Origin of the sequence: Dechloromonas denitrificans, assembly GCF_001551835.1 — a bacterium.
Taxonomy (GTDB): domain Bacteria; phylum Pseudomonadota; class Gammaproteobacteria; order Burkholderiales; family Rhodocyclaceae; genus Azonexus; species Azonexus denitrificans.
On record NZ_LODL01000035.1, the window covers coordinates 339,869 to 366,795 of the forward strand.

A 26,927-nucleotide genomic window follows, 5' to 3' on the forward strand; every position below is an offset into this window, starting at 1 on the left:
TCACTTCTTGGCGTTGGGGAAGAAAACCGGCTGGCCGTCGGCGCGGAAAGCGGCAATCGCCTCCTGCCCTTCCTTCGAAACCAGCCACTGGGCGAAGCGCTCGGCAGCTTCCTTTTTGACATGCGGATGGCGCGCCGGGTTCACCGGAATGACGCCATAAGGATTGAACAGCACCGGGTCGCCGGCCAGCACCAGATCGAGGTCGCGGCGGTTCTTGAAGGCGCCCCAGGTGGCACGGTCGGACAGCGTGTAGCCATTGATCGCCGCCGCCATGTTCAGGGTCGGCCCCATGCCGCTGCCGGTTTCCTTGTAGCCGGCCAGGGTTTTCGGATCGACGCCGGCCTCTTTCCACAGGCGCAGTTCGGCGGCGTGCGTGCCGCTCTTGTCGCCGCGCGAGATGAAGGCCTGGCCGCTGCTGGCAATCGCCTTCAGGGCGTTGAGGGCGCTGGCCGCCGTGCGGATCTTGGCCGGATCGTCCTTCGGACCGACGAAGACGAAATCGTTGTACATCACGTCCTTGCGGTAGCTGCCGTAGCCTTCGGCGACGAACTTGTCCTCGGCCGCCCGGTCATGCACGAACAGCACGTCGGCATCGCCGCGGCGGCCGATCTCCAGCGCCTGGCCGGTGCCGACCGCGACGACGCGGACCTTGATGGCGGTCGACTGCTCGAATTTGGGCAAAATCCAGCCGAACAGGCCGGACTGCTCGGTCGAGGTGGTCGAGGCAACGACCAGGGTTTCTTCGGCGTGCGCCGTACCGATGAGCAGGCCGAGGGCCAGGATCAACGATCGAAAGCAATGCGCCATGGCAGTTCTCCTTGCATGAAAGCCCGGGCCGCCGGCGATTGCGGGCGGGCAAAGAAACGGGAGGCCGGGGCGTGTTCCTGCACCCGGCCGTCGGCGAGAAAAATGATGTCGTCGGCCAGGCGCGTCGCCTGCCCGAGATTATGGGTGGTCATCAGCACCTTGGCGCCCTCGGTGCGGACTTCGCGGATGATCCGCTCGACCGCTTCGGTGGCCGACGGATCGAGGCTGGCGGTCGGTTCGTCGAGCAGCAGCAGGCGAGGCCGCATCGCCCAGGCGCGGGCCAGCGCCAGGCGCTGACGTTCGCCACCGGAAAGCAGGCGGGCGCAATCCCGGGCCCGGTGCGCCAGGCCGACCCGCTCCAGCACCTCGGTCGTCCGCCGGCGCCGTTCGGCTGCGCTCATCGCCTGCGGCCGCAAGGCAAACTCGACGTTGGTGAACACCGTCATCCGCAACAGCATCGGCTGCTGAAAAACCATGGCCAGCCGGCCATCGGGTTGCGCCGCACCGCCCCAGTCGATCGCCCCGCCATCGGCCGGCAGCAGCCCGGCCAGCAGGCGCAGCAGCAGCGTCTTGCCGGTGCCGTTCGGACCGAGGATGACGCTGATCCCCTCGCCTGACAATTCAAGGTCGAGGCCGTCAAGAATGGGCCGTGCCTCGGGCGCGAAACGCAGGCCGGCAATGCGTAGCGGAAACATCAGCCGTACCGCCGCGTCGCCCAGCAGCGGACGTAGTGGGCCGCGACATTGAGGCCGAAGATGATCGCCATCAGCACGATACCCAGCGCGATCGACAGCGCCAGATCGCCCTTGCTGGTTTCGAGCGCGATGGCCGTGGTCATCACCCGGGTGTAGCCGTCGATATTGCCGCCGACGATCATCACCGCCCCCACTTCCGACATCGCCCGGCCGAGGCCGGCCAGCATCGCAACCGATAGCGAAAAGCGGCAGTCGGCCAGCAGCAGGGTCACCGCCTGCGGTCGACCAATGCCGATCACGGAAAACTCCGGCGCGTACTCGCGCCAGGCATCCTCGACGATCTGCCGGGTGACGGCGGCAATCAGCGGCACGACCAGCACGCTCTGGGCAACGATCATCGCGGCCGGCGAAAAAAGCAGGCCCTGGCTGCCGAACGGCCCGCTGCGCGACAAGGCCAGATAGACGAGCACGCCGACCACCACCGACGGCAGCCCCATCAACGCATTGAGCGCGACGATCAGCGCGCCGCGCCCACGAAAACCGGCCACCGCCAGCCAAGCGCCGAGCGGCAGGCCGAGCAGCGCGCCAATGAGCAGCGCGGTCAGGCTGACGCGCAACGACAGACCGACGATTTCGAGCAATCGGTGGTCGAAACAGCCAAGCAGCAGGAGGGCGTCGGAAAGCGTGGCAAGCATGGGATGCGCAGGATAACACCGGGCCGCAAGGGCGGAAAATGCTTGCGCCATCGGCAACGTGGGTGCTCCACGCAAGACGCTTGGGCGCCGGCTGACTGGAGCAAGCCGCCGTAGCCACCTTGTCGAGCATCTTGCCAGGCGCTGCGATAACCGGGTTTGGCGACCAAGCTACTTGGAATTAGCTTGGTCGCCAACAACACGTGGAATCCAGCTTACGGGGCTGGCGATCCTTCTTTCAAATACATCGGCGAGCGCGGTCCGTAGAGAAGCCCGTTTGGCCTGCCGGCAGCGAGCAAGCGCAAACTGGTGATGCCGGCGATGGGATGCCCTTTGTCACTCAGGCTCTCAATAATCTGAGTGATCACTGCCTTGACCAGCAAACCGACCAGCCCACCGCCGGAGTTGCTTTGCTGTTCTGCACTGGAGGCGGTTGCACTGCCAGCCCAAAGCGTTTTGCCGGTCCGGAGATCGACCAGACGCCCTTCTGCCGTGACCCGTGTCTCGCTCATGATCACCGTATAGGTTGAGCCGTACTGTCTGACGTTGATGTACAGGGCCGCATCGGCACCAAAAATCTCCCGCAGTTTGGTCGGTTGAATCTGGTGGATATCGGCCGGGGTGGTCATCCCGTTTTGCTTGAAAGTTTCATCAACCAGCGTCACCGGGAAAACGTAATACCCTGATTCCGCCAACGGAAATGTTGCCTGCGACAACATGCTGTAGGTGGCATTTACATCGGGCGAACTGTTCAACGGCGGCAAGACCAGAATCGACCCCGGCCGACTTTCCTTGAAAGCCGAGTAGTCGTAATTCGCCCGGGTAGCGCAACCGCCCAGCAGCAGAAAGCAAAACAGCGGAGCGAGTAATTTGATCGACACAAAATGCTTCATTTATTTACCTTCCTGGGCAGGTTTGGCCTTCTTGAGCAGGAAATCGACGTAGGCCGAACTCTCAGGAAATTGCTTCTTTTCGGTTTCCAGGTGCTCGACCAATTGCTCGGACCTCCCCGTCTGCCCATAAAGCATGGCGAGGTGAGCCCGGAAGCCGGGTGGCAGGGCTTTGCCTTCGGCGGCGGCCTGCTCCCTGATTTCCTCAAGGGCCTGAATCTGTTCCTCCGGCCCCTTCTCGCCCTTGAAGTGACCGTAGACTTGCAGCTGATATCCGCCCCAGTAGTACAGAGGCTGCTGCCGGGTGGCACAGCCCGCCATGACGGAGAGCGAAAGAATGAGCATCGCGCAGCGCGCGGCCCGCTGGTAAGCAAGCGTTTTCATGCGGTAACCACCTATGGTCAGTTCGAAGGACGCCAGGCGCCGTTATCGACACCTTCAACAAGCGCATCAACGGCTTCGCGGATTGCCAGGTCGAGAACCTTGCCATTCAGAGTCGAGTCATAGCTGGCCGTACCACCAAAGCCGACGACCTCGCGATTGGACAAGCTGTATTCGCCCGCACCTTGAGTCGAATAGATGACTTCGGAGGTTTGCACGTCGACGACACTCAACGCCACCTTGGCGTAGGCGATTTGCTGCTTGCCGCGCCCCAGGATGCCGAAAAGCTGCTTGTCCCCCACTTCCTTGCGGCCGAACTCGGTGACATCCCCCGTAATGACGTAGCGCGCCCCTTTCAAATTCTGACTGGTCTTGCTCAAGGCGGCTTCCTGCTTGATCTCGGACATGTTGTCGCGATCAAGTACGCTGAAACGGTTGGTCTGTTGCAGATGCGTGATCAGGATGGTTTTCGCCTGGCTCCCCAAACGATCGACGCCATCGGTGAATATTCCGCGCAAGAAGGTCGACCGGTTATCGAACTTTCCAACTGAAATAGGGTTGCGAGCCGCATTCGACGGCCGGGCCGAGGAAGCCGTTTTGGCCACAGCAAGGCTACGCGAATCCTCGGTTGCACAGCCTCCCACCGCCCCCACCAGCGCGGCAACCACCAGCAAAGGCACTATTGTTGTTTTCATGCTCTTTCCTCACTATTGATATTTTTAAACATACAAAGAACATAATTATAACCAGGTCATCCCCGAATAATCCCCTGTATTCTTTGCTATGACTTCGACTAGCCGGCAATGAGCAGTCAAAATAAAACTTGATAAATTTGACAAATATCAACCTGCACGAGTAGCAACCGGTGCCGCCCAGCCGGTCGGGATGCCCCGGATGAGCCCGGCTATAATGCGGCACGCGGTCGGAGTACCGCACTGAAACGGTGGCGCTGCGGCGCCTTTCAAGCTGTCGTGATATCCGCACGGCGGCGGTTGCTGTAAAAATCGGAGCCTTAAATGACCCTGTCCGCCACGCGCCGCCTGGCGCTGAAGGGGGCGCTTGCCTGCGCCTTCGCTTCTGCCTTTGCCTCCTCCGCCCTTGCCGCCGACGCCGTGCTGCGCGTTTCGGCCATTCCCGACGAAGCGCCGACCGAACTGCAACGCAAGTTCGCCCCGCTCGGCAAATACCTCGAAGCGCAAACCGGCATGAAGGTCGTCTTCACGCCGGTTTCCGACTACGCCGCCGTTGTCGAATCGCTGGCGACCAAGAAGATCGACCTCGCCTGGCTGGGCGGCTTCACCTTCGTGCAGGCCAAGATTCGCACCAACGGCACGGCTATCCCCATCGTCCAGCGCGCCGAGGATGCGGTGTTCACCTCCAGGTTCATCACCGCCGATCCGACGATCAAGGCGCTGGCCGACCTCAAGGGCAAGACCTTTGCCTTTGGCGCCCCGTCCTCGACCTCGGGCAGCCTGATGCCGCGCTTCTTCCTGCAGCAGGCCGGGCTGAACCCGGAAAAGGACTTCAAGAACGTCGCCTTCTCCGGCGCCCATGACGCCACCGTCGCCTTTGTTGCCGCCGGCAAGGCCGAGGCCGGGGTGCTCAACGCTTCGGTCTGGGACAAGCTGGTCGAGCAGAAGAAGGTCGACACCGACAAGGTCCGCGTCTTCGCCACCACGCCGCCTTACTTCGACTACAACTGGACGGTGCGCGGCGATCTTGACCCGGCTCTGGTCAAGAAGCTGACCGACGCCTTCCTCAAGCTCGACCCGGCCAATCCGGAACACAAGGAAATCCTCGGCCTGCAACGCGCCGCCAAGTTCATCCCGACCAAGAAGGAAAACTACGAAGGTATCGAGAAGGCAGCCCACTCGGCCGGCCTGCTCAAGTGAGTTTTGCGCTGGATGGCGCCGGGCTGACCCACGCCAATGGCTTTACGGCGCTGAGTGGCATCACGCTGCGGGCGAACAAGGGCGAGCGGATCGCCCTGATCGGCCCCTCCGGTGCCGGCAAGACCTCGCTGCTCTCGGTGCTCGGCACGGCGCTCGCGCCGAGTGCAGGTTCGGTTGAGGTACTGGATTTTGGCTTTCCCGGAGCGTCGACCGCAGGAATGCCGTCATTCCCGCGAAAGCGGGAATCCATGTCAGCTAACGAGATTTCCGGCGTGTCGCTGGCTTCCCGCCTACGCACCCGCATCGGCACCATCCATCAGGCACCGCCGATTCCCGGCCGACAACGGGTGGTAACCGCGGTGCTGGCCGGAAAACTCGGTCAGTGGCCGGCCTGGAAGTCGCTCGCGTCACTGCTTTACCCACTCGACGTGGCCGGCGCCCGCGCTACGCTGGAACGCCTCGACCTCGCCGACAAGCTCTTCGCCCGCTGCGATCAATTGTCCGGCGGCCAGTTGCAGCGGGTCGGCATCGCTCGCGTGCTCTACCAGCAAGCCGAACTGATCCTCGCTGACGAGCCGGTCTCCGCCCTCGACCCGGCGCTGGCCCTGGCCACCGTCCACCAACTGACCGCCGACACCGAAGCGCGCGGCGCAACGCTGGTCGCCAGCCTGCATGCGGTCGACCTCGCCCTCAACTGCTTTCCGCGCATCGTCGGCATCAAGGGCGGGCGCATCGCCTTCGACCTGCCGGCCGGCGAAGTCAGCGAAGCCTTGTTGCACGACCTGTACGCCAGCGAGGGCCAGACCCTGCCGACCCTGGCCAACGAACCGCGATTCACCACCCTGGCCGCCGCCAACGACCCGGCGACACGCGCCGCATGCTGCTGAATCCGGCCCCGCCGCGCGACCCGGCCGCCCGCGGCCGCCTGAGCGGCGCCCTGCTCGCCCTCGTCATCCTCTGGCCGCTGTTCCGGGCCGCCGAATTCAAGCCCGGCGCGCTATTCGACAGCAGTAACCTGAAGGTCATCGGCCACTTCCTGGCCGGCTTCCTGCCACCGGAACGCGGCGCCGAATTCCTCGCCTATCTCGGCAAAGCGACGCTGGAAACGCTGGCCATCGCCACTGCCGGCCTGGCCCTGGCCTTCGTGCTCGCCGTGCCGCTCGGCTACCTGGCGACCGCGGCCGGACGCGAGCAACCGACGCTGAATCCACTGAGCCGCAGCCTGCTGACCATCCTGCGCGGCATTCCCGAACTGGTCTGGGCGCTGCTTTTCGTGCGCGTCTTCGGGCTCGGCCCGGCGGCCGGCGTGCTGGCGCTGGGCCTGACCTACGGCGGCATGCTGGCCAAGGTCTATGCCGAAATTCTCGAATCGGTCGATCCTGCGCCGGCCCACGCCCTGCGCCACAATGGCGCCGGCCGGCCACTGGCCATTCTCTACGGTCTGTTGCCGCAGGCCTCGAAGGAACTCGCTTCGTACACCGTCTACCGTTGGGAATGCGCCATTCGGGCCTCGGTGGTGATGGGCTTCGTCGGCGCCGGCGGCCTCGGCCAGCTAATGGATCAGGCCATGAAGATGCTCAACGGCGGCGAGGCGGCCAGCATCCTGCTCACCTTCATGCTGCTCGTCTTCGCCGCCGACGGCATTTCCGGCTGGCTGCGCCGGGCGCTCGACACGCCACCAGCCGCCCGCGCCTCGCCTTTCGGCTGGCGCAGCATCAGTTTTCTGCTGGTGCTGCCGAGCGCGATCATTGCCAGTTTCCACTGGCTGGAAATCGGCTTTGGCGAGCTGTTCACCGCCGGTGCCGCCCACAGCATCGGCGAATTCGTCGCCGGCTTCCTGCCGCCCGACCTGAGCAGCGACTGGCTGGCCCGCGTCGGCCTGGGCATCTGGGAAACCTTGGCCATTTCGGTGGTCGGCACCCTGCTTGCCGCCGCCAGCGGCCTGCTGCTCGCCCTGCCGAAATGGCGGGCGCCGTTCAGTTTCCTGCTCAACACGCTGCGCTCGGTACCGGAACTGGTCTGGGCGACCATTACCGCACTCGCCGTCGGCCTCGGCCCGTTCGCCGGCGCGCTGGCCCTGGCCCTGCACACGACCGGCGTGCTCGGCCGGCTCTATGCCGAAGCCCTCGACAACGCACCAGCCGCCCCCGGCCACGCCCTGCGCCTGGCCGGCGCCCCGACTGGCCTGAGCTTCCTCTACGGCACGCTGCCCGGCGCGGCGCCGCAACTGATCGCCTATACGCTGTACCGCTGGGAAATGAATATCCGCATGGCGGCCATCCTCGGTTTCGTCGGGGCCGGCGGTCTGGGGCAACTGCTCTATTTCGAACTTTCGCTTTTCCACCACGCCCAGGCGTCGACCGTGATCATCGCCATGCTGATTCTGTCGATTGCCGTGGACCAGACCAGTGCCTGGCTACGCCAGCGCCTGCGATAAACGGAGATTCATGCATGCAGAACATCCTGATCATCATTCACGCCCCACCTTACGGCAGCGAGCGCTGCCTGTCCGCGCTGCGCCTGGCGACGGCGCTGGCCGGCAACGACCAGAAACCGGCGGTCCGCATCTTCCTGATGTCCGACGCCACCGTGCTCGGCCTGCCGAACCAGGTCGATGGTAGCGGCAATGGCCTGCAGGGCATGGTCGAGGGACTCGTCGCCCAGGGCGTCGAGATCCGTTCCTGCCGGACCTGCGCGCTGGCCCGCGGCCTGGCCGAATTGCCGCAGATTCCCGGCGTCAGCATCGGCACGCTGGTCGAGCTGGCCGAGGCGACGCTGGCCGCCGACAAGGTGATCACCTTCTAATATTCGGCAACTACCGAGCAAAAGAAAACCCGGCGCTTCAGGCCGGGTTTTCTTTTGGCAGACTGCTTGCAGCAGCCGCTATTTTTTCACTGCGGCAGGCGCCGGAGCCGGCGCAGCGGCAACCGGTGCCGCCGGCGCAGCTGCGGGAGCGGCTGCCGCAGGCGGTGCCGGCGGAGCGATCGGCGTCGGCTTGACGGTGATGCCCTTGGCCTTCTGCTCCTTGATGTATTTCTCGGCCACGCGGTCTTGCGCCTTGCCGAGCTGCTCGGCCTCGGCCTTGGCCTTTTCGGCCGCGACAAGCTTGGCTTCCTCGGCCTTGGCCTTGGCTTCTTCGCTCGGCGGCGGCAGCTTGGCCCAGGCGCCGGCACTGGCCAAGCTCAGGGCCAGAATCAGGGCAAATTTGCTGTGCTTCATCGTGATCTTCCTCCCATTAACCTTGCGGATGACCGGATTTGCCGGCCTTGACGTCCCTGTACCATTCCTCGTGGTGCTCGCGAGCCCAGGTTTCATCGACGTAGCCGGTCTTCATCGAATCCAGCGCGCCATGAACACCGATGGTGCCCATGTAGATATGGCCGAAGGCGAGCAGCAACATGACGATGGCCGCCACGGCATGAACCAGGTTGGCGAGTTGCATGTCTGCCCGGCCCTGCCCGAAGTTCGGGAAGTCGAGGACGAAACCGGAGACCGCCACGGTCAGGCCGAGGATGGTGACACCGATCCAGAACCAGGTCTTTTCACCGAAGTTGAAGCGCCCGGACGGTACATGCTCGCCGGTCAGCAAGCCACCGGCCTTGCGGATCCACAGCGCATCGATGTTCTGCCAGACGTTGTCGCGCGCCCAGATGGCGATCATCGCCAGCGTCGAGACGGCGAACAGCGGCCCGATGAAATTGTGCACGTTCTTGCCGAGCACCATCAGGTAGCCGAACAGGCTGTGGCCGATGACCGGGATCAGCACATGCTTGCCGAACAGGATGGCGAGACCGGTAACGGCGAGGATCAGGAAAGTGCCGGCCGTGATCCAGTGCACGACCCGCTCGTAACGCGGGAAACGCTGGATCAGCTTGCCGGTCAGCGGATCGTGGTTGGTCAGCGGCCCCTTGATCTTGTAGAAGATCAGGATCGCCGCGGCGACCAGCACGACCAGCCAGCCGCCGTACAGCGTCAGCGGGCCGTTGCGCAGGTGGCGCCAGGCGTCGCCGCCGGTCTGGATCAGCACGCCGGCTTCGTTGCCCGGATTGTTGGTGAAATGCGCCTTGTCCTGGCGCACCTCACGCCACATCGGCGCATTGTTGCCGGGCTGGGTCTGCTGCCGCTCGGCCTGTTGCTGTGCCGGCGGGGTATCGGCCGCGCGCAGCGGCAGACTCCAGGCCAGCATCAGGCAGGCGGCGATCAGCCAGCGCCCGAGCAGTGAGGCGAAATTTGAAGTCGTCATCGTCAACTCCTCAGTTAGCCTTCTTGTACTCGTTCTGGTTCTGGTTGCGGCTGGCCAGCGCCGCCTCCCAGGCCGCCTTGTCGCCGGCGAACTTACCGCCTTCCCACGGCCGGGTGTCCGACTTGCCCTGGTAGCTGCCCGGCTTGTAGCTGGCAACCTGCGAGTACTCACCACAGGCGCTCAGGCCAATGCCTGCGGTGAACATCAGAAAAAGTGCCTTTTTCATTTTGCCCCCTCCTTCGCCGCGGGTGCCGGTGCCCCCTGTTCCGGCTTGCCGTAAGCCGTCGTCCAGCCCCAGGCGGCATCGCCGGCCTTGCCACGACGCAGCGCGCGATCGCGGAAGATGTCGGAAATCACCGGCGCATCGCCGGCAAGCAGGGCCTTGGTGGCGCACATTTCGGCACAGGCCGGCAACTTGCCTTCGGAAATGCGGTTGCGACCGTATTTCTCGAACTCTTCCTTGGAACCGTTCTCTTCCGGACCACCCGAGCAGAAGGTGCATTTGTCCATCTTGCCACGGGCGCCGAAGGCGGCCGGGCCGTTCGGGAACTGCGGGGCGCCGAACGGGCAGGCGAAGAAGCAGTAGCCGCAGCCAATGCAGGCGTCCTTGTTATGCAGGACGACGCCTTCTTCGGTCTTGTAGAAGCAGTCGGTCGGGCAGACCGCCATGCACGGCGCGTCCGAACAGTGCATGCAGGAGACCGAGATCGATTTCTCGCCCGGCACCCCGTCGTTGATGGTCACGACGCGGCGGCGGTTAACCCCCCACGGCAGTTCGTGTTCGTTCTTGCAGGCGGTGACGCAGCCGTTGCACTCGATGCAGCGTTCCGCGTCGCACAGGAATTTCATGCGGGCCATTTAGTTTTCTCCAATTCTGATTTTGGCGCGATGCACATTGCCGCCAGGCCGCGAAGACGAGCCGCAGACAGTGCGGCTAGCACGGCAAGGCGCTGTCGACAAAGGCATGGCGGTTATGTGCATCGGGCTTAGGCTTTGACGACGCGGCAAAGCGTAGTTTTGGTTTCCTGCATCATCGTCACCGAGTCGTAACCATAGGTCGTACCCTGGTTGACCGACTCGCCGCGCACGATCGGCGCCGCTCCTTCCGGGTAGTACTCGAGCATGTCCTTGCCCTGCCACCAGCCGGAGAAGTGGAAAGGCAGGAAGACCGTGCCCGGTGCGACCCGCTCGGTGACCTGGGCGCGCAGCTTCATGCGGCCCTTGCTCGGCGTCTCGACCCACATGTAGTCGCCGTTGCGGACGCCGGCATTGTTGGCATCCTTCGGATTCACTTCGGCGAACATTTCCTGCTGCAGTTCGGCCAGCCACGGGTTGGAGCGCGTTTCCTCGCCACCGCCCTCGTACTCGACCAGACGGCCGGAAGTCATGACGATCGGGAAGTCCTTGGAAATATCCTTGACCTTGTCCTGCAGCGACTTGTACAGCGTCGGCAGGCGCCAGAAGGCCTTCTTGTCGGCCGGCTGCGGGTACTTTTCGACCAGGTCCGGACGCGGCGAGTACATCGGCTCGCGGTGCACCGGCACCGGGTCCGGGAAATTCCAGACCACGGCACGGGCCTTGGCGTTGCCGAACGGATGGCAGCCATGCACTTTCATGACGACACGCTGGATGCCGCCAGAACGGTCGGTCTTCCAGTTCTTGCCTTCGGCCAGCTTCTTCTCGTCGTCGGTCAGGTCATCCCACCAGCCGAGCTTCTTCAACAGCACGTGGTCGAATTCCGGGTAACCCATCTGCAGGTCGGCGCCCTTCGAGGCGGAACCGTCCTCGGCGAGCAGCGACACGCCATCCTTCTCGACGCCGAAGTTGGCGCGGAAGTTGCCGCCGCCTTCCATGACGTGTTTCGAGGTGTCGTAGAGGTTGGGCGTGCCCGGGTGCTTCATTTCCGGCGTGCCGTAGCACGGCCAGGGCAGGCCGAAATACTCGCCGTCGCAGGGGCCGCCGTTGGCGCGCAGCGTCTTGACGTCGAAGGTGTGCATGTTCTGCATGTGCAGCTTCAGACGTTCCGGCGACTGGCCGGTATAGCCGATGGTCCAGCAGCCCTTGTTGATTTCGCGCAGGATGTCCTCGATGACCGGCTCATCCCAGCCCTGTTTGTCCTTGGCGATGGCGATGTTCTTGCACAACTCCTTCTCGAAACCGAACTTCTTGGCGAAGGCGTACATGATGGTGTGGTCGGGCTTCGACTCGAACAGCGGCTCGATGACCTTCTCGCCCCATTGCAGCGAACGGTTGGAGGCGGTACGCGAACCGCTGGTCTCGAACTGGGTGCAGGCCGGCAGCAGGTAGACGCCGTCCTTGCGCATCATCGCCGACATCGCGGCAGTGGCCGACGGATAGGGGTCGATGACGACCAGCAGGTCGAGCTTCTTCATCGCCTCGACCATTTCCAGGCCGCGCGTCTGGCTGTTCGGGGCCATGCCCCAGTAAACGACGGCGCGGATGTTGGAATCCTGGTCGATGTTCTCGTTGGCTTCGAGCACGCCGTCGATCCAGCGCGAGACGGTGATGCCGGATTTCTCCATCATCCCTTGCGAGGCGAACTGGCTCTTCACCCACTCGTAGTCGACACCCCAGACCGCACACCAGTGCTTCCAGGAGCCGGCAGCGAGGCCGTAGTAGCCAGGCAGCGAATCCGGATTGGGACCGACGTCAGTCGCCCCCTGCACGTTGTCGTGGCCGCGGAAGATGTTGGTGCCGCCGCCGGAAACGCCGACGTTGCCGAGCACCAGTTGCAGGATGCACATGGCGCGGACGTTGGCATTACCGACCGTGTGCTGGGTCTGCCCCATGCACCAGACGACGGTGGACGGCTTGTTCTTGGCCAGCATCTCGGCGATCTTCAGCACTTCGGCCTCGGGGATGCCGGTGACGTCCTGGACCTTGTCCGGCGTCCACTTCATCACCTCTTCCTTGACCTTGTCGATGCCGTGCACGCGGGCCTTCAGGTAATCCTTGTCTTCCCAGCCGTTCTTGAAGATGTGGTAGAGCATGCCCCAGATGAAGGGAATGTCGGTGCCGGAACGGATGCGCGAGAAGACGTCGGCCTTGGCCGCCGTGCGCGTGAAGCGCGGATCGACGACGGCGATCTTGCAGCCGTTTTCCTTGGCGTGCAGCAGGTGCAGCATCGACACCGGGTGCGCCTCGGCGGCATTCGAACCGATGTACAACGCTGCCTTGGAATTCTGCATGTCGTTGTAGGAATTGGTCATCGCGCCATAGCCCCAGGTATTGGCGACGCCGGCGACCGTGGTCGAGTGGCAGACGCGGGCCTGATGGTCCATGTTGTTGGTGCCGAAGAAGGACACGAACTTGCGCATCAGGTAGGCCTGCTCGTTGCTCTGCTTCGAGGAGCCGACCCAGTAGGTCGCATCCGGGCCGCTTTCCTTGCGGATCGCCAGCAACTTTTCCGAGACCTCGTTGAGCGCCTGTTCCCAGCTGATCTTGCGGTACTTGCCGTCGACCAGCTTCATCGGGTACTTCAGGCGATGCTCGCCGTGACCGTGCTCGCGCACCGAAGCACCCTTGGCGCAATGGGCGCCGAGGTTGATCGGCGAATCGAAGACCGGTTCCTGGCGAACCCAGACGCCGTTCTCGACCACCGCATCGACGGCACAGCCGACCGAGCAATGGGTACAGACGGTGCGTTTGACTTCAACGCCGGTCTTTTCCTTGACCGCGTCGGCCGCTTCGGCCGAACCGATCATGTTGTAGGGCAGCTGGCTGGCGACGACGCCACCCCCGGCAGCGAGGCCGGAACGCTTGAGGAAGGTGCGGCGATCCATGGTCGCGGCAAGCACGCCCTGCCCAGCGGTCAACGCCGGATTGGCGGCCAAAATGACGCCTGCTTCAGGCTTCGCCTGGGCCGGGAATTTTCCTTTTCTGGTCAGCATCGATCTCTCCCGCTCAGATCCGCGCCGTGCGGTAGTAATTGTTGATATGGCGGGTCTCGGCATAGCCGCCCGCCCTCTCTTCGGCACTGACAGTCGTCACTGGCTTGGCCGTTTCCTTGCCGACCCCGACGGCGACTGCCGCCACCGCGCCGGCACTGCCGACGCCGGCGGCGAGCAGGAAGCCGCGCCGCTTGATGTTTTCCGGTTTTTTATCAGTCATGATTTCCCCTCCTCACAAAACTGGTTCAAAGCATGTCGAACGCCAGGCGCTCGATCTCGAAATAGGCACGCACCAGGGCGGCGGTACGCGAATAGAAACGGGAGTCGGCGGCGTTTTCCAGCGCATCGGCCAGTGCATCGACCCACGGTGCCAGATGGCCGGCGAAAAACGCCTTCTGCCGAGCCAGGCCGGCCGCATCGGGGCCGGTGACGATCAGGTGGCGCATGACGTCACTCAGCGCCGCGATGTGATCTTCGGATTCGGTAATGCCCAGCCGGCGGCCGAGGCCGAGCTCGGCGAGGTCGGCGCGCAGCTCGACGACCGGCTCCTCCATCAGGAAGCCGGCGATGTAGAAAGAGCCGAAGAGCATCACTTCCGGCCGGCCGATGGTCAGGAAGAGCCGGGTGTATTCCTCCTCGACCTGTTCGGCATTGATGCCGCGTGCCGCATCGCCCAGCATCAGCCAGGCCTGGCCGAGGGCGCTGTCGGCGTTGCCCCAGGCGGCGGCGAGGGCCGGCAACTTGCTGAGAAAATCGGCATCCGGCGCACTGGCGAACAGCCGCGACAAGACCGCGTAATGCTCGGCCCGGGCCCGGTCTTCATCATTCAATACCGGCGCCGCGGCGATCCGTTCCCTGACTGCGCTCATTCCGACATCTCCCAGGCTTTGGTGCTTTTTTCGTTGTTGATCAGGTCGATCACCCTGCAATCGCCGCACATGCTCAGGCGGGCCTGCGCTTCCGGCGTCGCGAACATGCTGTGACCGGACAGCTTGCTGATCATGCTCAGGATGGTCGGCGCGGCGCCCATCGGCTTGCCGCAGGCGGTACAGCAGAAGACCTCGGCCTCCCTGAGCATGCGTTCCTGGCGGCGGTCCTTGAGCAGCAGGCGCGGGGTCAGCGTGATCGCCTGCTCCGGACAGGTGTTGGCACACAGGCCGCACTGCACGCAGTTGCGCTCGATGAAGGACAGCCGCGGCGCGTCGGCCGCCGCCTTCAGGGCGCTGGCCGGACAGGCGCTGGTGCAGGCCATGCACAGCGTGCAGGCGTCGCTGACGGCGACCATGCCGAACGGTGCACCGGCCGGCAGGGCGATGGCCTCAGCGGCGACCGGCGCGTGCTTGGCCAGATGATCGATGACGAACTCCAGCGTCGTCCGCTTGTCGGCGAGCAGCCGGAATTCGGCCGCCGGCACGGCATCGGCCGGTGCCCAGGCGGCCAGCGCGCCCAACCAGCCGGCCTCTTCGGCATCAATGATGCGCAGGTAGTCGCCGGCATAGCCCAGGCCATTGAGGATGGCCTGACCGAGTTTCGCCTGCCGCTGCAGCGGCGCCAGGTCGTGCGAACCGGCACCGAGCACGGCGACCTGACAGGCGCCGAGCGCCACGGCGCCAAGCAGCAGGTCGAGGCCAACCGCATCGGCACTCCAGGTTTCAAGCGGGATGACATTGGCCGGCAGCATCTGGCCGGCCCGCTTCATGGCCAGCAGTTGCTTGCGCCCGGCTTCGGCGGAATGGAAGAGCAGACAGGGCAGGCTACCCCCAGCGGCGCGGTAGGCCTTGAGTTGTGCCTTGATCGCCAGGCCGAGATCGGCGACGCGCGGGTACTGGTAGCTCAGCGCGCCGGTCGGGCAGACCGTCGTGCAGGTGCCGCAGCCCTGACAGAGATAGGGATCGAGCTTGATGCTGTCGCCGAAACCGATGATCGCCTCGGTGGCACAGACTTCGATACAGTTGCTGCAACCGCTCTTCTGCGAACGGCTGTGGGCGCAGACCCGCTCATTGACGGCAACGTAGCGAGGCTTTTCGAACTCGCCGTCGAAAGCCAGCAGGTCGATCACGGCCAGTGCCTGGTCGAGCGGGTCGCGGCCCGGCGCGACATAGCCCGGCGGCAGTTCGACCCGGTTGAGCAAGGCTTGCAGCGAGAGGTCGAGCACGACGTCGAAGCTGCCGCGCTTGGCCAGACCGGCCGCTTGCCAGCTGACCTCAAAGGCGCCGAGGTGTCCGGCCAGCTTGACTTCGCTGCCTTGCTCCAGCGTGAAATTGGCCTCTTCCGGCAGGTCGACCGCCGGCATATCACCCACGGCCAACACGCAGACCTGACGCTGCCCGGCCAGCCGCTCGGCCCAGCCCAGCGCCACTTCGGCTTCGCCGACAATCAGCAGCCGGCCGTCGGCGTTCATGCTGACTGCCGGCACCGGCTCCGGTGCCGGCAGTTCGTTCAGGGCCGCCAGAGCGGCTGCCAAAGGCGGATGATCGGGAGCAAACAGCGAAGCGACGGCAACTGGATTCAAGGGGCTTACCTCAAAATAAGTTGTGGTTACTTGCAGGCTTTGTGCCAGCTATTGCGCTATTTCACCGCAGTGCGTGAATTGCTTGCCGTCAGGCAGCCGGGCCCAGCCAGCCCGTTGATTTATATCAGCTTATATCCAACAACAAACGACAGTCACTGGCCGCCAAAGCCGGCTTCGCTCATGCATCCTTGGCCGCGGGAACTTCGCCCTGCGGTGCGACTGGGACATTTTGTCCATCGCCAGCCAAAATGTCGCAGTCGACCGTGCTTTCGGCCGCTGCCAGCGGCGCTTCCGGCGCATCGAACAGCAAGCCGCGCGCCTGGTTCAAGGTGGCCAGCATTTCTGCCGGGATCGGCTCGCTCAGGTTGTAGTCCTCGATGTAGATGTCGAGGCCGTCCATCACGTTGAAATGCGGGTCGGCGAACAGGGTTTTCATCGCCTTGCGGCGGATTTCCTCGCTGATCTCCTGGCGCATGAACTGGCCGAAATCGCTGTCCGGCGTCAGGTTGGCGAGCAGGCTCTCGGCATCGGTGATTTCGGCGGTGGACGCCTTGTCGGCGGCCTTTTTCAGCCGCGACCAGCGTTCGAGAAAACGGCCGCTCATGGCCGGCGCTTTCCGGCAAAGGGGTCGTTGCGCTTGATCTTGGTCCGCACCGCCGGCTTGTAGTGGGTATTGACGAAGTCGCCCAGCCAGTCGGCGATTTCCGGCGGCATCGGGACGCCGTCGCACTGCTCGCCGGAATCCAGCCAGCGCGCCGCCTCGCCATAGCTCAGCGAGGCCTCCATCGGCTTGGCGAAACCTTCATCCATCCGCCACATGACGAAGACGCGCGGCTCGGGCGAAGTCAGGTTGAGGTGGTAGTTATCGACCTCGTCGCGGAACAGTTCGAGCGGAAAATGGCCGGCCAGAAACTGCTCGCGCTGCTCGTCGGCGAAAATCTGCCGGGGCGGGGCGTCGACCGGCGCATCGAAGGCCGGCACGACGCCGATGACCTCCCATTTCTCGCTGACCCAGCGATTGTCGAGCTGCTTCTTTTCGATGATGACGGCAACGGGAAACTGTTTCATGGCGCTTTTCTGGAACTCTGTTTTTTCAGCATAGCCCAACTTTCTCCCCGTGTAGAATCCCGCCGATGAATCGCCCACTGCTCACCCAGGCCAGCCGGCCGCTGACTTTCGAGATCGATGCCGTCAATGAACGCGGCGAGATCGTGCCGACCGCCATCGCCGGCGAACACCCGTTGACGCTGTACGTCGACAAGCAGGAAATCGTCACCCTGATGACGCTCGGCGCCGCCCCCGAGGCACTCGCCCTCGGCTACCTGCGCAACCAGCGCCTGCTCGGCAGCCTGGCCGAAATCGCCGCCGTGCAGGTCGACTGGGACGTCGATGCCGTTGCCGTCACCACCACGCACGGCCGCGGCATCGAAGCCTGCCGCATCGAGAAGCGCACGGTGACCACGGGGTGCGGCCAGGGTACGGTGTTCGGTGACCTGATGGCGGAGATCGACGACATCCGCCTGCCCGGCGATGCCGTACTGTCCGAAGCGACCCTGTACGGGCTGCTCGAAGCGGTGCGCCACCACGAATCGATCTACAAGCAGGCCGGCGCCGTGCATGGCTGCGCCCTGGCCCGGGGCAGCGAGATCCTGATGTTCGTCGAGGACGTCGGCCGCCACAACGCGGTCGATGCGATTGCCGGCAAGATGTGGCTGGATGGCCTCGACGGCGGCGACAAGATCTTCTACACAACCGGCCGGCTGACCTCGGAAATGGTCATCAAGACGGCGCAGATGGGCATCCCCTGCCTCGTCTCGCGCTCCGGCCTGACCCAGATGGGCTGGGAAATCGCCCGCAAGCTCGGCATGACGATGATCGGCCGGGCCCAGGGCAAGCACTACCTTCTATTCACCGGCGAGGAGCGTTTTACGCGATGAGCGACAAGATTACGGGCGTCATTCTGGCCGGCGGCCTGGGCCGGCGCATGGGCGGCATCGACAAGGGCCTGCAGGAACTGCGCGGCCAGCCGATGGTGCATTGGGTCGTCGAGCGGCTGACGCCGCAGGTCGATGAACTGCTGATTAACGCCAACCAGAACGCCGAGCGTTACGCCGCTTTCGGCCACCCCGTCGTACCCGACCAGATTCCCGATTTTGCCGGTCCGCTGGCCGGGCTGCATGCTGCGCTGTCGGCGGCGACCCATCCGCTGGTCGCCACCGCCCCCTGCGACTCGCCCTTCCTGCCGGCCGATCTGGTTTCCCGCCTGTTGGCGGCGTTGACCGCAGCCCATGCCGATCTCGCCGTCGCCCGCACCTTCGAGCAGCCGCACCCGGTGTTCTGCCTGTGCAAGCGCGAGGTGCTACCCCATCTGACCGAATTTCTCGCCGGCGGCGGCCGCAAGATCGACCGCTGGTATTCGACGCTGAACATTGTCGAAGTTGCCTTCGACGATGAGGCCGCAGCCTTCGAAAATATCAATACGCGGGAAGAGCTTTCTCGCTTCGACCAGGCGCCGGGCTCAGTCCCATTGCCTTGACGATGAAGTCGGCGACCTGCGCCGGCTGATTCAGGTCGAGTTGCGGCAGACCGGTAGCAACCGCCTGGTCGCTGGCCACCGCGATGATGTGCGGGTCGTTCGGGAAGAGCTGCGGCTTGTCGATCGCCGCCCGCCAGATTTCGATTTTCGGAATCGGCTCGTGCTTGAAGCCTTCGACCAGCACCAGGTCGCACGGCGACAACTGGGCCAGCGCTTCTTCCAGCTTCAGTTCCGGCCGGCCACGCAACTCGTGCATCACCGCCCAGCGATTGGCGGAGGTGACCAGCACCTCGCGACAACCGGCGTGGCGATGTCGCCACGAATCCTTGCCCGGATAGTCGATATCGAATTCATGGTGGGCGTGCTTGACCAGCGAAACCACCAGCCCGCGCGCTTCGAGCAGACCGATGACCTGCTCGACCAGCGTTGTCTTGCCGCTGCCGGACCAGCCGGCGATACCTATGACCTTCATGCCGTGTTGTCTTGAGGGGGGCGAAAAATGGCGGCCATTATCCCCATTTGGCGCGTTTACGGCGCAATTTTTGTATCCCTAACCTGTGGAAAACCCGTATTGCGCCGCATCAATTCCTGCCTAAACTGCGCGTGCACGATTACAAAACAGACATAAAAGGTTAACAGCAATGAACGTCAAAGTTCACTACCGCATCACTCAGGATCGGGCCGGCCTCCCGCAGGACTTTGCCGGCGCCCGGCGCTTCGTCGCAACCGAGGACCAGGCCATCGAAGACTTGGCCAAATCCCAGCTGGCCGCGGATTACCAGATCCCGACCAGCGCCGTCGTGATCTGCAGCATCGAGCACTAACCGCCACCGCGCAGGGTCGCCCGGTCGACCCGCGCCAGCAGTTTTTCCGCCCCGTCCCGGCTGCCGTCGCGGACGCTGATTTCGACGCGCAGCAACGGTAGTTGCAGTGCACCAATGCACACTCCATTTTCGCTGCGCAAGGCGAAATGTAGTTGCGCGCCGTCGGCAGCCAGCAGCAAGCCGCTGTCGTCCACCGTCACCCCCTCGGCAAAGGCCTGCCGCAAGGCCCGTTCAAACTCGGCCGGGGTACTGTTCATCAGGCGGACCGGCTGGCCGCTCCACGGCAAAGCACCATCAGCCACCGGCAATCGGCGGCCAGACGGCGAGCGTGTCGCCGTCCTTGAGGCAAGCAGTCGCCCGCTCCCCGGGCGGCACGAACACCCCATTCAGCAAGACCAGATGGGTCAGCTTGGCGGGCAGCGAAAAGGGCGCCAGCACGGCGTCGACCGCAGCACTCTCCGCCACCTCGACTTCCAGCCGGTTGTTCCGGGTGCCGGCCGGCAGATAGTCGGCGAGCGTCGCGTAGAGTTTGACGGTAACCCGCATCGCCTCAGCTGTTCGGCCGCTGGCAGGCGATATAGGCCTCGGCGAAACGCGTCGGCGTCTGCAGCAGAGTTTGCTTCCAGGCACCCAGACGGGTCTTGCCCTGGATCAGCCCACGCAGCGCGCCGACATGCTCGGTCAGACCGACCGCCGTCGCCCCGACCAGGATGTCGTCATCGAACTGCAGGCTGATATAGCGCCCGTTCGCCTCGTCGGCCCGCTCGACCCCCTCGCCACCGGGCACGCCCTGCCACTCGCCGAAGGATGAGGAAATCATGCCCAGCGAATCGAGCACGTTGATCGCCAGCACCCCTTTCATCCGGGCTGGCTGCCCGGCCATGTTGAGCGCCGCGACCCGGGCCTGGTCGGCCGCATTGGGCTGGATCGCCGCGACCAGATGGCGCCCCGAAAAAAGGTCGGGCGCCTCGGCGACATCGCCCGCCGCATAGATGCCGGGCACCGAGGTCTGCATCGCGTCATCGACCAGGATGCCCTTGGCGACATGCACCGTCGTGCCTTCGAGAAAACTGACATTGGGCGCCACCCCGGCGGCGACGATCAGCAGATCGCAGGCCAGGCTTTCGCCGGTGGTCAGGGTCACGCTGAGCGGAGCCGTCTGGCCGGGCTCGATGCGCTCGACACCGGCCTTGGTGACAACCCGCACGCCCTGCTTCTCGACCCAGCGCCGGATCATGCCGCCGGCCTCCGGCGTCATCATGCGCGGCACCATGCGGTCGCCCATTTCGACGACGCTCAGCTCGACGCCGCGTTTGACCAAGGCTTCCATGATGATGCAGCCGATGAAGCCCGCCCCCAGTTGCACGACGCGCGAGCCGGGTTTGGCCAGCGCGGCGATGGCGCGGGCGTCATCGAGCGTCCAGCAGGTTTGCACTTCCGGCAGGTCGATGCCGGGGATCGGCGGCCGCACCGGGTGCGAACCGGTGGCGATCAGCAGCCGGTCATAGCTTTCGAAATGGCCGTCGGCGAACAAAACACTCTGTTTTTCGGTGTTGACCGCCACTGCCCTGCCCTGCAACTGCCGAATGCCCAGCCCGCTGAAATGATCGGGCGCCTTGCGCAGGTAGGTGCCGCTTTCATCGATATTGTTTTCGAGCAGGTAAGGAATCGCCATCCGCGAATAGGGTGGCGCCGCCTCGTTGCCGACCAGCAGGATGTCGTCGGCCGGTGCCGCCCGGCGCAGGGTTTCGGCGGCGACGACGCCGGCCGGGCCGTTCCCGAGAATGATGTGTTTCATGCCTTGCCTCTCCGAAGGGGAAAGAAAACGGGGCGGCAATCAGCGCCACCCCGTCCGCATCTACCGGGCTAGAGCCCGAGACGTTGCAGCGTCGCCTGTTCGGGCACGCCGGCACTGTCCCAGCCGCGCACCTTGTAGTACTCCGGCTTCATCTTGTCGAGGCCATTGACCAGCCCCTTGGCCGGCCCGGTCTTGGCTGGTTCGGTCTTCAGGCGCGGCGGCAGGTCGTCATCCTTCGCGCTCAGACCGGCCGCCAGGTTGAACTGGCGTTCCATGTTCCAGATTCGTTCGCCGACCAGATTCAGCTTGTCCATCGACCAGTCGCCCTCGCAGGCCGCCTGCAACTGCGGCTGCACGTCGGCCAGGGTCCAGGCAAAGCTGGTGAAGACGCAGATACCGGCCGAATCAAAGATCCCGGTCGCATCCTGGAAGGCCTTGACCAACTCCGGCTTGCCGTCGGTGGTCAGCGGATCGGTCTTGACCGGGATGCCGAGCACTTCGGAAGCCACCGTGTAACCGCGCAAATGGCAGGCGCCGCGGTTCGACGTGGCGTAGGCCAGCCCCATGCCCTGAATGCCGCGCGAGTCGTAGGCCGGAAATTCCTGGCCCTTGACGCTCATCGACAGCTCCGGATGACCGTACTTGGCACACAGCCGGGCGCTGCCCAGACCGAGTTCCTTGCCGAAGCCTTTACCATGGGCCGTCATCTCGACTAGCTGGCAGAGGGCTTCGGCCGAACCGAAGGGTGCGTCAAGGCCAATCTGCTCTTTGGAGAGAATCCCGGTTTCATACATTTCCATCGCCGCGCCAACCGTCGCCCCGAAGGAGATCGGGTCCATGCCGTGCTCGTTGCACAGCAGGTTGGCGTACTGCAGCGCCTCCAGGTCGCCCACCCCATTGGCAGCGCCGAGCGCCCAGGCCGCTTCGTACTCGAGGCCGCCGGAAGCTCCCCAGTATTTCGGGCTGTTCTTGACGCTGAAATGCGTTTCGTCGATTTTCGAGATGCGGCCGCAGGCGATGGTGCAGCCGAAGCAGGCGGCATTGGTCACCAGCTGCGCCTTGCCGTCGCTCGGCCGCTTTTCGTGCATCGCCTCGGCCGAAATCTTGCCGGCTTCCTCGAACTGCACGTCGCGGTGGTTGCGCGTCGGCAACGCACCCATTTCGTTGATGACATTCATCAGCACTTGCGTCCCGTACTTGGGCAGGCCCTGACCGGTTACCGCGTTGTCAGCCAGCACTTTCTTGGCGGCATTGGTCGCGGCGAGGAAGGCCGGGAAATCCTTGATCCCCGACACCCCTTTCGTGCCACGGATCGCCACCGCCTTCAGGTTCTTCGAGCCCATCACGGCACCGACCCCGGAACGGCCGGCGGCCCGGTGCAGGTCATTGACGATGCAGGCGAACATCACCTGGTTTTCACCCGCCCCGCCAATCGACGAGACGCGGATCAGCGGGTCCTGGTGCAGGCGCTTGATCGTTTCCTCGGTTTCCCAGCAGGTCTTGCCCCACAGGTGACCGGCATCGCGCAACTCGGCCTTGTCGTTCTCGACATAGAGGTAAACCGGCTTCGGCGACTTGCCTTCGAAAATGATCATGTCCCAGCCGGCAAATTTCATCTCGGCCCCGAAAAAGCCGCCGGAATTCGAGCAGGCGATGGCGTTGGTCAACGCCCCTTTGGTGACCACCGTGTAGCGGCCGCCGGTCGAGGCCATCGTCCCGGTCAGCGGGCCGGTGGCCATGATCATCTTGTTGTCCGGCGACAGTGGATCGACCTTGGGGTCGATTTCCGAGATCAGGTATTTCGAAGCCAGGCCGCGCGAGCCGAGGTAGTCATTGGCCCAGGCCATGTTCAGCTGCTCGGGGGTGCAGGTGCCGGCGCTCAGGTTCACGCGCAGGACTTTACGGTTCCATCCCATGATCTCTCCTCCTCAAGCCGCAACGGCAGCCGTATTGGCCTTGGCGGCCCAGGCCCGCATGCGGTTCAGACCGGTCCAGTCGGCGTCGACATAGGTAATCGCCGCGGTCGGACAGGCCTCGGCGCATTTCGGACTGCCGCCGCAGAGGTCGCACTTCTGGACCTTGCCGACATCGGCCATGTAATTGACCGTGCCGAAAGGACAGGCGATGGTGCACACCTTGCAGCCGACGCAGATCGCCTCCTTGACGACCTTGGCCCCGGTCGCCGCATCGAGGACGATGGCATCGACCGGACAGGCATTCATGCACCAGGCATCGGCGCACTGGGTACAGGTATAAGGCACCTTGCGGCCTTCGTGCTCGAAATCGAAAACCTTGATGCGGGACTTGGAAGGATTGATGGCACCGGTATGTTCGTAGGAACAGGCCATCTCGCACTGCAGGCATCCGGTACATTTGGCCGGATCGATGTGAAGCGACTTTTGCATGGTGTCTCCTCCATGAATTGTGGGGTGTCGCATACGGATTGCGCTGGCTGGCAGCGCATCGGTTCATAATGGAACAAAGCTGCGCTGAAGTCATGTTGCAGCGCAGCAGCAACAATCCGTTACACAAGGGGACGAAAGGACGACAGACCCGGGAGCAGCGGCAACATACACTTCAGTTGTGCATTGAACCCTCCTCTCGAAATCCCCCCTTTCGAGAATTTACCCCCGCCGCTGGCGGGGTTTTTTTTGCCCGCTCGCCAAGCGCAAGCCGTTATAATTGCGCACTTTTATTTTTTGCGCATTGAGGTATTGAGCATGGCCGAGCAACATTCTTCCAAGAGCATCATGTGGGCAGTGATCATCGTTGCCATCGCCCTGATCGCTATCGTCTTTCCGCTGACCGTCAAGAAATCCACCTCCGCTGCCGATGCAGCCGGCGGTAACGACGAGGCCGATGTCCGCATTCAGCCGGTTGCCAAGTTCGAACTGGCTAAGGCCGCCGCCCCGGCCGCTGGCGGCGCCCCGAAGGATGGCCCGACCGTCTTCAATTCCGTCTGTGGCGCCTGCCACAACAGCGGCGCCGCCGGTGCGCCGAAGGCTGGCGACAAGGCCGCCTGGGCACCGCGCCTCGCCCAGGGCAAGGATGCACTGTACAAGAGCGCGCTCGCTGGCAAGGGCGCCATGCCGCCGAAGGGTGGCGCCGCCGATCTGTCCGACGGCGAAATCAAAGCTGCCGTCGACCACCTGCTCGGCCTGGCCAAGTAAGCGCGTCAGACAAAAGCAAAAACGGGGAGGCTACGGCCTCCCCGTTTTGCTTTTGAGGCAGTAAAAAAGGCGCCTCGTGGGCGCCTTCGGTCAGCCGGGCTTTTGGAGGGCCTGCGCCGACCTGGCGGGGATTCCCCTTATTTCTTGGCCGGCTCGACCGCGGCCGTGGCGTCCGCTTTCGGCACGGCCTTCTCGGCACTCTTCTTCGCCGGCTTGGCCTTCTTCTCGACCGGGGCTGCGGCGGGGGTTGCGGCAGGCTTGGCGGCCTCGGCCTTGACGGCGCCTTCAGCCATCTTCGGAGCTTCCGCCTTGGCGCTGGCGGCAACCGGCGCAGTAGCCGCCTTGACGTCGGTGGTGGCCGGTTTGACATCGGCAGCGTGAGCAATACCGAAAGCGGCGGCGAAAGCGAGAGCGATGAGTTGTTTGGTCATTTTGAATCTCCTGAGTTATTCGGTTTTTGATCCGGCTTTGCGAAATTGCGCTGCCTTGTGTCGAATAACGCAGGCGATGACCGCGCCGATGTCATAAGGACGGTAACCCGCTGTAACGCGGTGTGACCGAGCGGTTAGCGCTTGTTGCCGGCGAGCATGGCCTTCATCGCATCGAGCCGGGCGCTGCCGGTTGCCTTGTCGGGCGGCGCGTCCTGCTTGCCGCCGGAGAAGCGGACATCCTCCTTGCCCATCTCGTCGATGAAGCGCGAAGGTTCGCAGGGGACGAATTCGCGCGCCTGCTTGCGCCGTTCGCAGTAGGAAATGAACAGGGCGCGCTGGGCACGGGTAATGCCGACGTACATCAGGCGGCGCTCTTCCTCGATCTTGCCGGGATCGGTCGATTCGCGATGGGGCAGGATGCCCTCTTCGACGCCGACCAGGAATACGTACTTGTACTCCAGCCCCTTCGAGGCGTGCAGCGTCGATAGCTGGACGGCATCGACTTCCTCGTCGTTCTGCTTGTCCAGCATGTTGATCAGCGCGATGCTCTGGGTCAGGTCGATCAGCGTCTTGCCGTCCAATTCGCCCTTCTTGTTCAGCCAGTTGGCGAATTCGCAGACATTGCCCCAGCGCGTTTGGGCCGTGCGCTCCTCTTCGTGATCGTAGAGGAAGGCCTCGTAATCGATGGCTTTCAGCAGATCGGGCAGCACCTGGTGTGCCGGCTCGCGTACCGCGCGTTCCTGCGTACGGTTGATGAACTGACAGAATTCGAGCAGCGGATCGAGTTGGCGGGGCTGCACGCGCTGCGCGAAACCTTCCTCGAAAGCCGCCTGGAACAGCGAGATATGGCGTTCGCCGGCATAGGTGCCGAGCACCTGCAGCGTCGCCGCGCCGATGCCGCGCTTGGGCGTGGTGGCGGCACGGATGAAGGCCGGATCGTCGTCCTCGTTGGTCAGCAGGCGCAGGTAGGCAATGATGTCCTTGATTTCTGCCTTATCGAAGAAGGACTTGCCACCCGACAGCAGGTAGGGAATGCGGTGGTCGCGCAGGTACTCCTCGAAGCCGCGCGCCTGGTGGTTTGAGCGGTAGAGAATGGCGTAGTCCTTGAAGTGGGCGCGATGCTCGAAGCGGTGCGCCTGCAGCTTCATGACCACGCCCTCGGCCTCAGCATCGTTGTCGCGACAGGCGGTGACGTGAATCGGCTCGCCGAGGCCGAGATCGGACCACAGCTTCTTGTCGAACAGCTTCTCGTTGTTGGCGATGACGTTGTTGGCTGCCTTCAGGATGGTGACCGTCGACCGGTAATTCTGTTCGAGCTTGATGACCTTGAGGGCCGGGAATTCGGCCGGCAGCTTCTTCAGGTTGTCGATGTCGGCACCGCGCCAGCCGTAGATCGCCTGGTCGTCGTCGCCGACTGCGGTGAACTGGGCGCGGACGCCGGTCAGCAGCTTGAGTAGCTGGTACTGGCAGGCATTGGTGTCCTGGTATTCATCGACCAGCAGGTAACGCAGCCGGTTCTGCCATTTGTCGGCAATCTCCGGATGCTCGCTGAATAGCTTCACCGGCAAGCCGATCAAGTCGTCGAAATCGACCGCCTGGTAGGCCTTCAGCGTCGCCTCGTAGGACAGATAGGCGTGGGCGGCGAGGTTTTCGTGCTCATCGCGGACCAGGTGGCGGGCTGCTTCGGGCGTCACCAGCGCGTTCTTCCAGTTCGAGATGATCGACTGCAGGATGCGTAGCGTCGCCTTATCCACCGTTTGCGCCACCTCGCTGATGATGCCGCCGCAATCGGCCGAATCGAAGATCGAGAAGCGCGGCTTGTAGCCGAGCGCCTTGGCTTCCTCGCGCAGGATGCGGACGCCGAGCGAATGGAAGGTGGAAATCTGCAGATCGTCGGCGTGCTGCTTGGGCAGGATCTTGCCGATCCGCTCCTTCATTTCCTTCGCCGCCTTGTTGGTGAAGGTGATGGCCGCAACGTTGCGCGCCTTGAAACCGCAATCCTCGACCAGATAGGCGATCTTTTGCGTGATCACCCGGGTCTTGCCCGAACCGGCCCCGGCCAGCACCAGCAGGGGGCCGTCGAGGTAATGGATCGCTTCGCGTTGCTGGGGATTGAGGCCGGACATAGCTTCCTGAAAATAGCAG

The 26,927-nt window shown here is 63.9% G+C and carries 32 protein-coding genes; 8 read left to right on the forward strand and 24 right to left on the reverse strand.

Annotated elements, in window-relative coordinates:
• From AT959_RS16365 to AT959_RS16390, 6 genes are all read right to left on the reverse strand, one after another.
• Positions 1-807, reverse strand: a complete 807-nt coding sequence (locus AT959_RS16365; RefSeq protein WP_066885309.1) for an ABC transporter substrate-binding protein — start codon at positions 805-807, stop codon at positions 1-3.
• A complete protein-coding gene (locus AT959_RS16370; protein ID WP_066885312.1) occupies positions 783-1,502 on the reverse strand; it encodes an ATP-binding cassette domain-containing protein in 720 nt (239 codons plus the stop codon). The genes AT959_RS16365 and AT959_RS16370 overlap by 25 nt, the downstream gene beginning before the upstream one ends.
• A complete protein-coding gene (locus AT959_RS16375) occupies positions 1,502-2,197 on the reverse strand; it encodes an ABC transporter permease (RefSeq protein WP_066885315.1) in 696 nt (231 codons plus the stop codon). Before AT959_RS16375 ends, AT959_RS16370 begins: the two co-directional genes overlap by 1 nt.
• Positions 2,198-2,409: 212 nt before the next feature.
• Complete coding sequence (locus tag AT959_RS16380; protein ID WP_066885318.1) at positions 2,410-3,087, reverse strand: DUF799 domain-containing protein; 678 nt, start codon at positions 3,085-3,087, stop codon at positions 2,410-2,412.
• Positions 3,088-3,468, reverse strand: a complete 381-nt coding sequence (locus AT959_RS16385; protein ID WP_083518460.1) for a DUF4810 domain-containing protein — start codon at positions 3,466-3,468, stop codon at positions 3,088-3,090.
• Between the two features lie 17 nt (positions 3,469-3,485).
• On the reverse strand, positions 3,486-4,160 hold the full coding sequence (locus tag AT959_RS16390; protein WP_066885324.1) for a CsgG/HfaB family protein: 675 nt from the start codon (positions 4,158-4,160) through the stop codon (positions 3,486-3,488).
• Between the two features lie 321 nt (positions 4,161-4,481).
• On the opposite strand from AT959_RS16390, the gene AT959_RS16395 reads away from it, so the two are divergent.
• The 4 genes from AT959_RS16395 to AT959_RS16410 are packed head-to-tail and all read left to right on the forward strand — an operon-like array spanning position 4,482 to position 8,162.
• Positions 4,482-5,357 carry a putative selenate ABC transporter substrate-binding protein gene (locus AT959_RS16395; RefSeq protein WP_066885329.1) on the forward strand — a complete coding sequence of 292 codons (876 nt, stop codon included), beginning with the start codon at positions 4,482-4,484 and terminating at the stop codon, positions 5,355-5,357.
• Positions 5,354-6,244: a phosphonate ABC transporter ATP-binding protein gene (locus AT959_RS16400; protein ID WP_066885331.1), complete on the forward strand. Its 891-nt coding sequence runs from the start codon at positions 5,354-5,356 to the stop codon at positions 6,242-6,244. The genes AT959_RS16395 and AT959_RS16400 overlap by 4 nt, the downstream gene beginning before the upstream one ends.
• Positions 6,235-7,794 carry a phosphonate ABC transporter, permease protein PhnE gene (phnE, locus tag AT959_RS16405; RefSeq protein ID WP_066885335.1) on the forward strand — a complete coding sequence of 520 codons (1,560 nt, stop codon included), beginning with the start codon at positions 6,235-6,237 and terminating at the stop codon, positions 7,792-7,794. Before AT959_RS16400 ends, phnE begins: the two co-directional genes overlap by 10 nt.
• 14 nt (positions 7,795-7,808) lie before the next feature.
• Positions 7,809-8,162, forward strand: a complete 354-nt coding sequence (locus AT959_RS16410) for a DsrE/DsrF/TusD sulfur relay family protein (protein ID WP_066885338.1) — start codon at positions 7,809-7,811, stop codon at positions 8,160-8,162.
• A gap of 78 nt (positions 8,163-8,240) precedes the next feature.
• Here AT959_RS16410 and AT959_RS16415 read toward each other — a convergent pair whose 3' ends face one another.
• The 10 genes from AT959_RS16415 to AT959_RS16460 form a co-directional block, all read right to left on the reverse strand.
• Positions 8,241-8,576, reverse strand: coding sequence for a hypothetical protein (locus AT959_RS16415; protein WP_066885340.1), 336 nt, complete (start codon positions 8,574-8,576; stop codon positions 8,241-8,243).
• A 16-nt stretch (positions 8,577-8,592) separates the two neighbouring features.
• On the reverse strand, positions 8,593-9,600 hold the full coding sequence (locus AT959_RS16420; RefSeq protein WP_066885342.1) for a formate dehydrogenase subunit gamma: 1,008 nt from the start codon (positions 9,598-9,600) through the stop codon (positions 8,593-8,595).
• A 10-nt stretch (positions 9,601-9,610) separates the two neighbouring features.
• On the reverse strand, positions 9,611-9,826 hold the full coding sequence (locus tag AT959_RS16425) for a hypothetical protein (RefSeq protein WP_066885345.1): 216 nt from the start codon (positions 9,824-9,826) through the stop codon (positions 9,611-9,613).
• Positions 9,823-10,458 (reverse strand): formate dehydrogenase FDH3 subunit beta, encoded by a 636-nt coding sequence (gene fdh3B, locus AT959_RS16430; RefSeq protein ID WP_066885348.1) that lies wholly within the window; start codon positions 10,456-10,458, stop codon positions 9,823-9,825. The genes AT959_RS16425 and fdh3B overlap by 4 nt, the downstream gene beginning before the upstream one ends.
• 128 nt (positions 10,459-10,586) lie before the next feature.
• Positions 10,587-13,511: a formate dehydrogenase subunit alpha gene (locus tag AT959_RS16435; RefSeq protein WP_066885350.1), complete on the reverse strand. Its 2,925-nt coding sequence runs from the start codon at positions 13,509-13,511 to the stop codon at positions 10,587-10,589.
• Between the two features lie 13 nt (positions 13,512-13,524).
• Entirely contained in the window at positions 13,525-13,731 is a 207-nt protein-coding gene (locus tag AT959_RS16440; protein ID WP_066885353.1) for a hypothetical protein, read from the reverse strand.
• A gap of 25 nt (positions 13,732-13,756) precedes the next feature.
• Positions 13,757-14,380, reverse strand: coding sequence for a TorD/DmsD family molecular chaperone (locus tag AT959_RS16445; RefSeq protein ID WP_066885356.1), 624 nt, complete (start codon positions 14,378-14,380; stop codon positions 13,757-13,759).
• Positions 14,377-16,023, reverse strand: a complete 1,647-nt coding sequence (locus tag AT959_RS16450) for a 4Fe-4S binding protein (RefSeq protein ID WP_066885359.1) — start codon at positions 16,021-16,023, stop codon at positions 14,377-14,379. The genes AT959_RS16445 and AT959_RS16450 overlap by 4 nt, the downstream gene beginning before the upstream one ends.
• Before the next feature lie 178 nt (positions 16,024-16,201).
• A complete protein-coding gene (locus AT959_RS16455; protein WP_066885362.1) occupies positions 16,202-16,627 on the reverse strand; it encodes a DUF3306 domain-containing protein in 426 nt (141 codons plus the stop codon).
• Positions 16,624-17,091: a DUF3305 domain-containing protein gene (locus AT959_RS16460; protein ID WP_066886435.1), complete on the reverse strand. Its 468-nt coding sequence runs from the start codon at positions 17,089-17,091 to the stop codon at positions 16,624-16,626. The genes AT959_RS16455 and AT959_RS16460 overlap by 4 nt, the downstream gene beginning before the upstream one ends.
• A gap of 65 nt (positions 17,092-17,156) precedes the next feature.
• Between AT959_RS16460 and AT959_RS16465 the strand changes: the two genes are divergently transcribed.
• Together AT959_RS16465 and mobA are read left to right on the forward strand one after the other, a co-directional pair.
• A complete protein-coding gene (locus AT959_RS16465) occupies positions 17,157-17,960 on the forward strand; it encodes a formate dehydrogenase accessory sulfurtransferase FdhD (protein ID WP_066885365.1) in 804 nt (267 codons plus the stop codon).
• Positions 17,957-18,559, forward strand: coding sequence for a molybdenum cofactor guanylyltransferase MobA (gene mobA / locus AT959_RS16470; RefSeq protein WP_066885367.1), 603 nt, complete (start codon positions 17,957-17,959; stop codon positions 18,557-18,559). Before AT959_RS16465 ends, mobA begins: the two co-directional genes overlap by 4 nt.
• Here the strand turns inward: mobA and mobB are convergent.
• On the reverse strand, positions 18,498-19,031 hold the full coding sequence (gene mobB, locus AT959_RS16475; RefSeq protein ID WP_066885370.1) for a molybdopterin-guanine dinucleotide biosynthesis protein B: 534 nt from the start codon (positions 19,029-19,031) through the stop codon (positions 18,498-18,500). The two genes, mobA and mobB, sit on opposite strands and share 62 nt — an antisense overlap.
• A 169-nt stretch (positions 19,032-19,200) precedes the next feature.
• Between mobB and AT959_RS16480 the strand changes: the two genes are divergently transcribed.
• Entirely contained in the window at positions 19,201-19,383 is a 183-nt protein-coding gene (locus AT959_RS16480) for a hypothetical protein (protein WP_066885372.1), read from the forward strand.
• Here AT959_RS16480 and AT959_RS16485 read toward each other — a convergent pair.
• From AT959_RS16485 to AT959_RS16505, 5 genes are all read right to left on the reverse strand, one after another.
• Positions 19,380-19,685 carry a hypothetical protein gene (locus AT959_RS16485; protein WP_157651344.1) on the reverse strand — a complete coding sequence of 102 codons (306 nt, stop codon included), beginning with the start codon at positions 19,683-19,685 and terminating at the stop codon, positions 19,380-19,382. The two genes, AT959_RS16480 and AT959_RS16485, sit on opposite strands and share 4 nt — an antisense overlap.
• Positions 19,678-19,929 (reverse strand): sulfur carrier protein ThiS, encoded by a 252-nt coding sequence (gene thiS / locus AT959_RS16490; RefSeq protein ID WP_066885378.1) that lies wholly within the window; start codon positions 19,927-19,929, stop codon positions 19,678-19,680. Before thiS ends, AT959_RS16485 begins: the two co-directional genes overlap by 8 nt.
• Before the next feature lie 4 nt (positions 19,930-19,933).
• A complete protein-coding gene (locus tag AT959_RS16495; protein WP_066885381.1) occupies positions 19,934-21,181 on the reverse strand; it encodes an NAD(P)/FAD-dependent oxidoreductase in 1,248 nt (415 codons plus the stop codon).
• A gap of 68 nt (positions 21,182-21,249) precedes the next feature.
• Complete coding sequence (locus AT959_RS16500; RefSeq protein ID WP_066885384.1) at positions 21,250-23,097, reverse strand: aldehyde ferredoxin oxidoreductase family protein; 1,848 nt, start codon at positions 23,095-23,097, stop codon at positions 21,250-21,252.
• A 12-nt stretch (positions 23,098-23,109) separates the two neighbouring features.
• A complete protein-coding gene (locus AT959_RS16505) occupies positions 23,110-23,586 on the reverse strand; it encodes a 4Fe-4S dicluster domain-containing protein (RefSeq protein WP_066885387.1) in 477 nt (158 codons plus the stop codon).
• A 315-nt stretch (positions 23,587-23,901) separates the two neighbouring features.
• On the opposite strand from AT959_RS16505, the gene AT959_RS16510 reads away from it, so the two are divergent.
• On the forward strand, positions 23,902-24,351 hold the full coding sequence (locus AT959_RS16510; RefSeq protein ID WP_066885390.1) for a c-type cytochrome: 450 nt from the start codon (positions 23,902-23,904) through the stop codon (positions 24,349-24,351).
• Positions 24,352-24,488: 137 nt separating this feature from the next.
• Here AT959_RS16510 and AT959_RS16515 read toward each other — a convergent pair whose 3' ends face one another.
• The gene (locus AT959_RS16515) at positions 24,489-24,782 is read right to left on the reverse strand and encodes a hypothetical protein (protein ID WP_066885393.1); all 294 of its coding nucleotides are present in this window, start codon (positions 24,780-24,782) and stop codon (positions 24,489-24,491) included.
• A gap of 134 nt (positions 24,783-24,916) precedes the next feature.
• Positions 24,917-26,908 (reverse strand): UvrD-helicase domain-containing protein, encoded by a 1,992-nt coding sequence (locus tag AT959_RS16520; RefSeq protein WP_066885397.1) that lies wholly within the window; start codon positions 26,906-26,908, stop codon positions 24,917-24,919.
• Positions 26,909-26,927 lie beyond the last annotated feature (19 nt).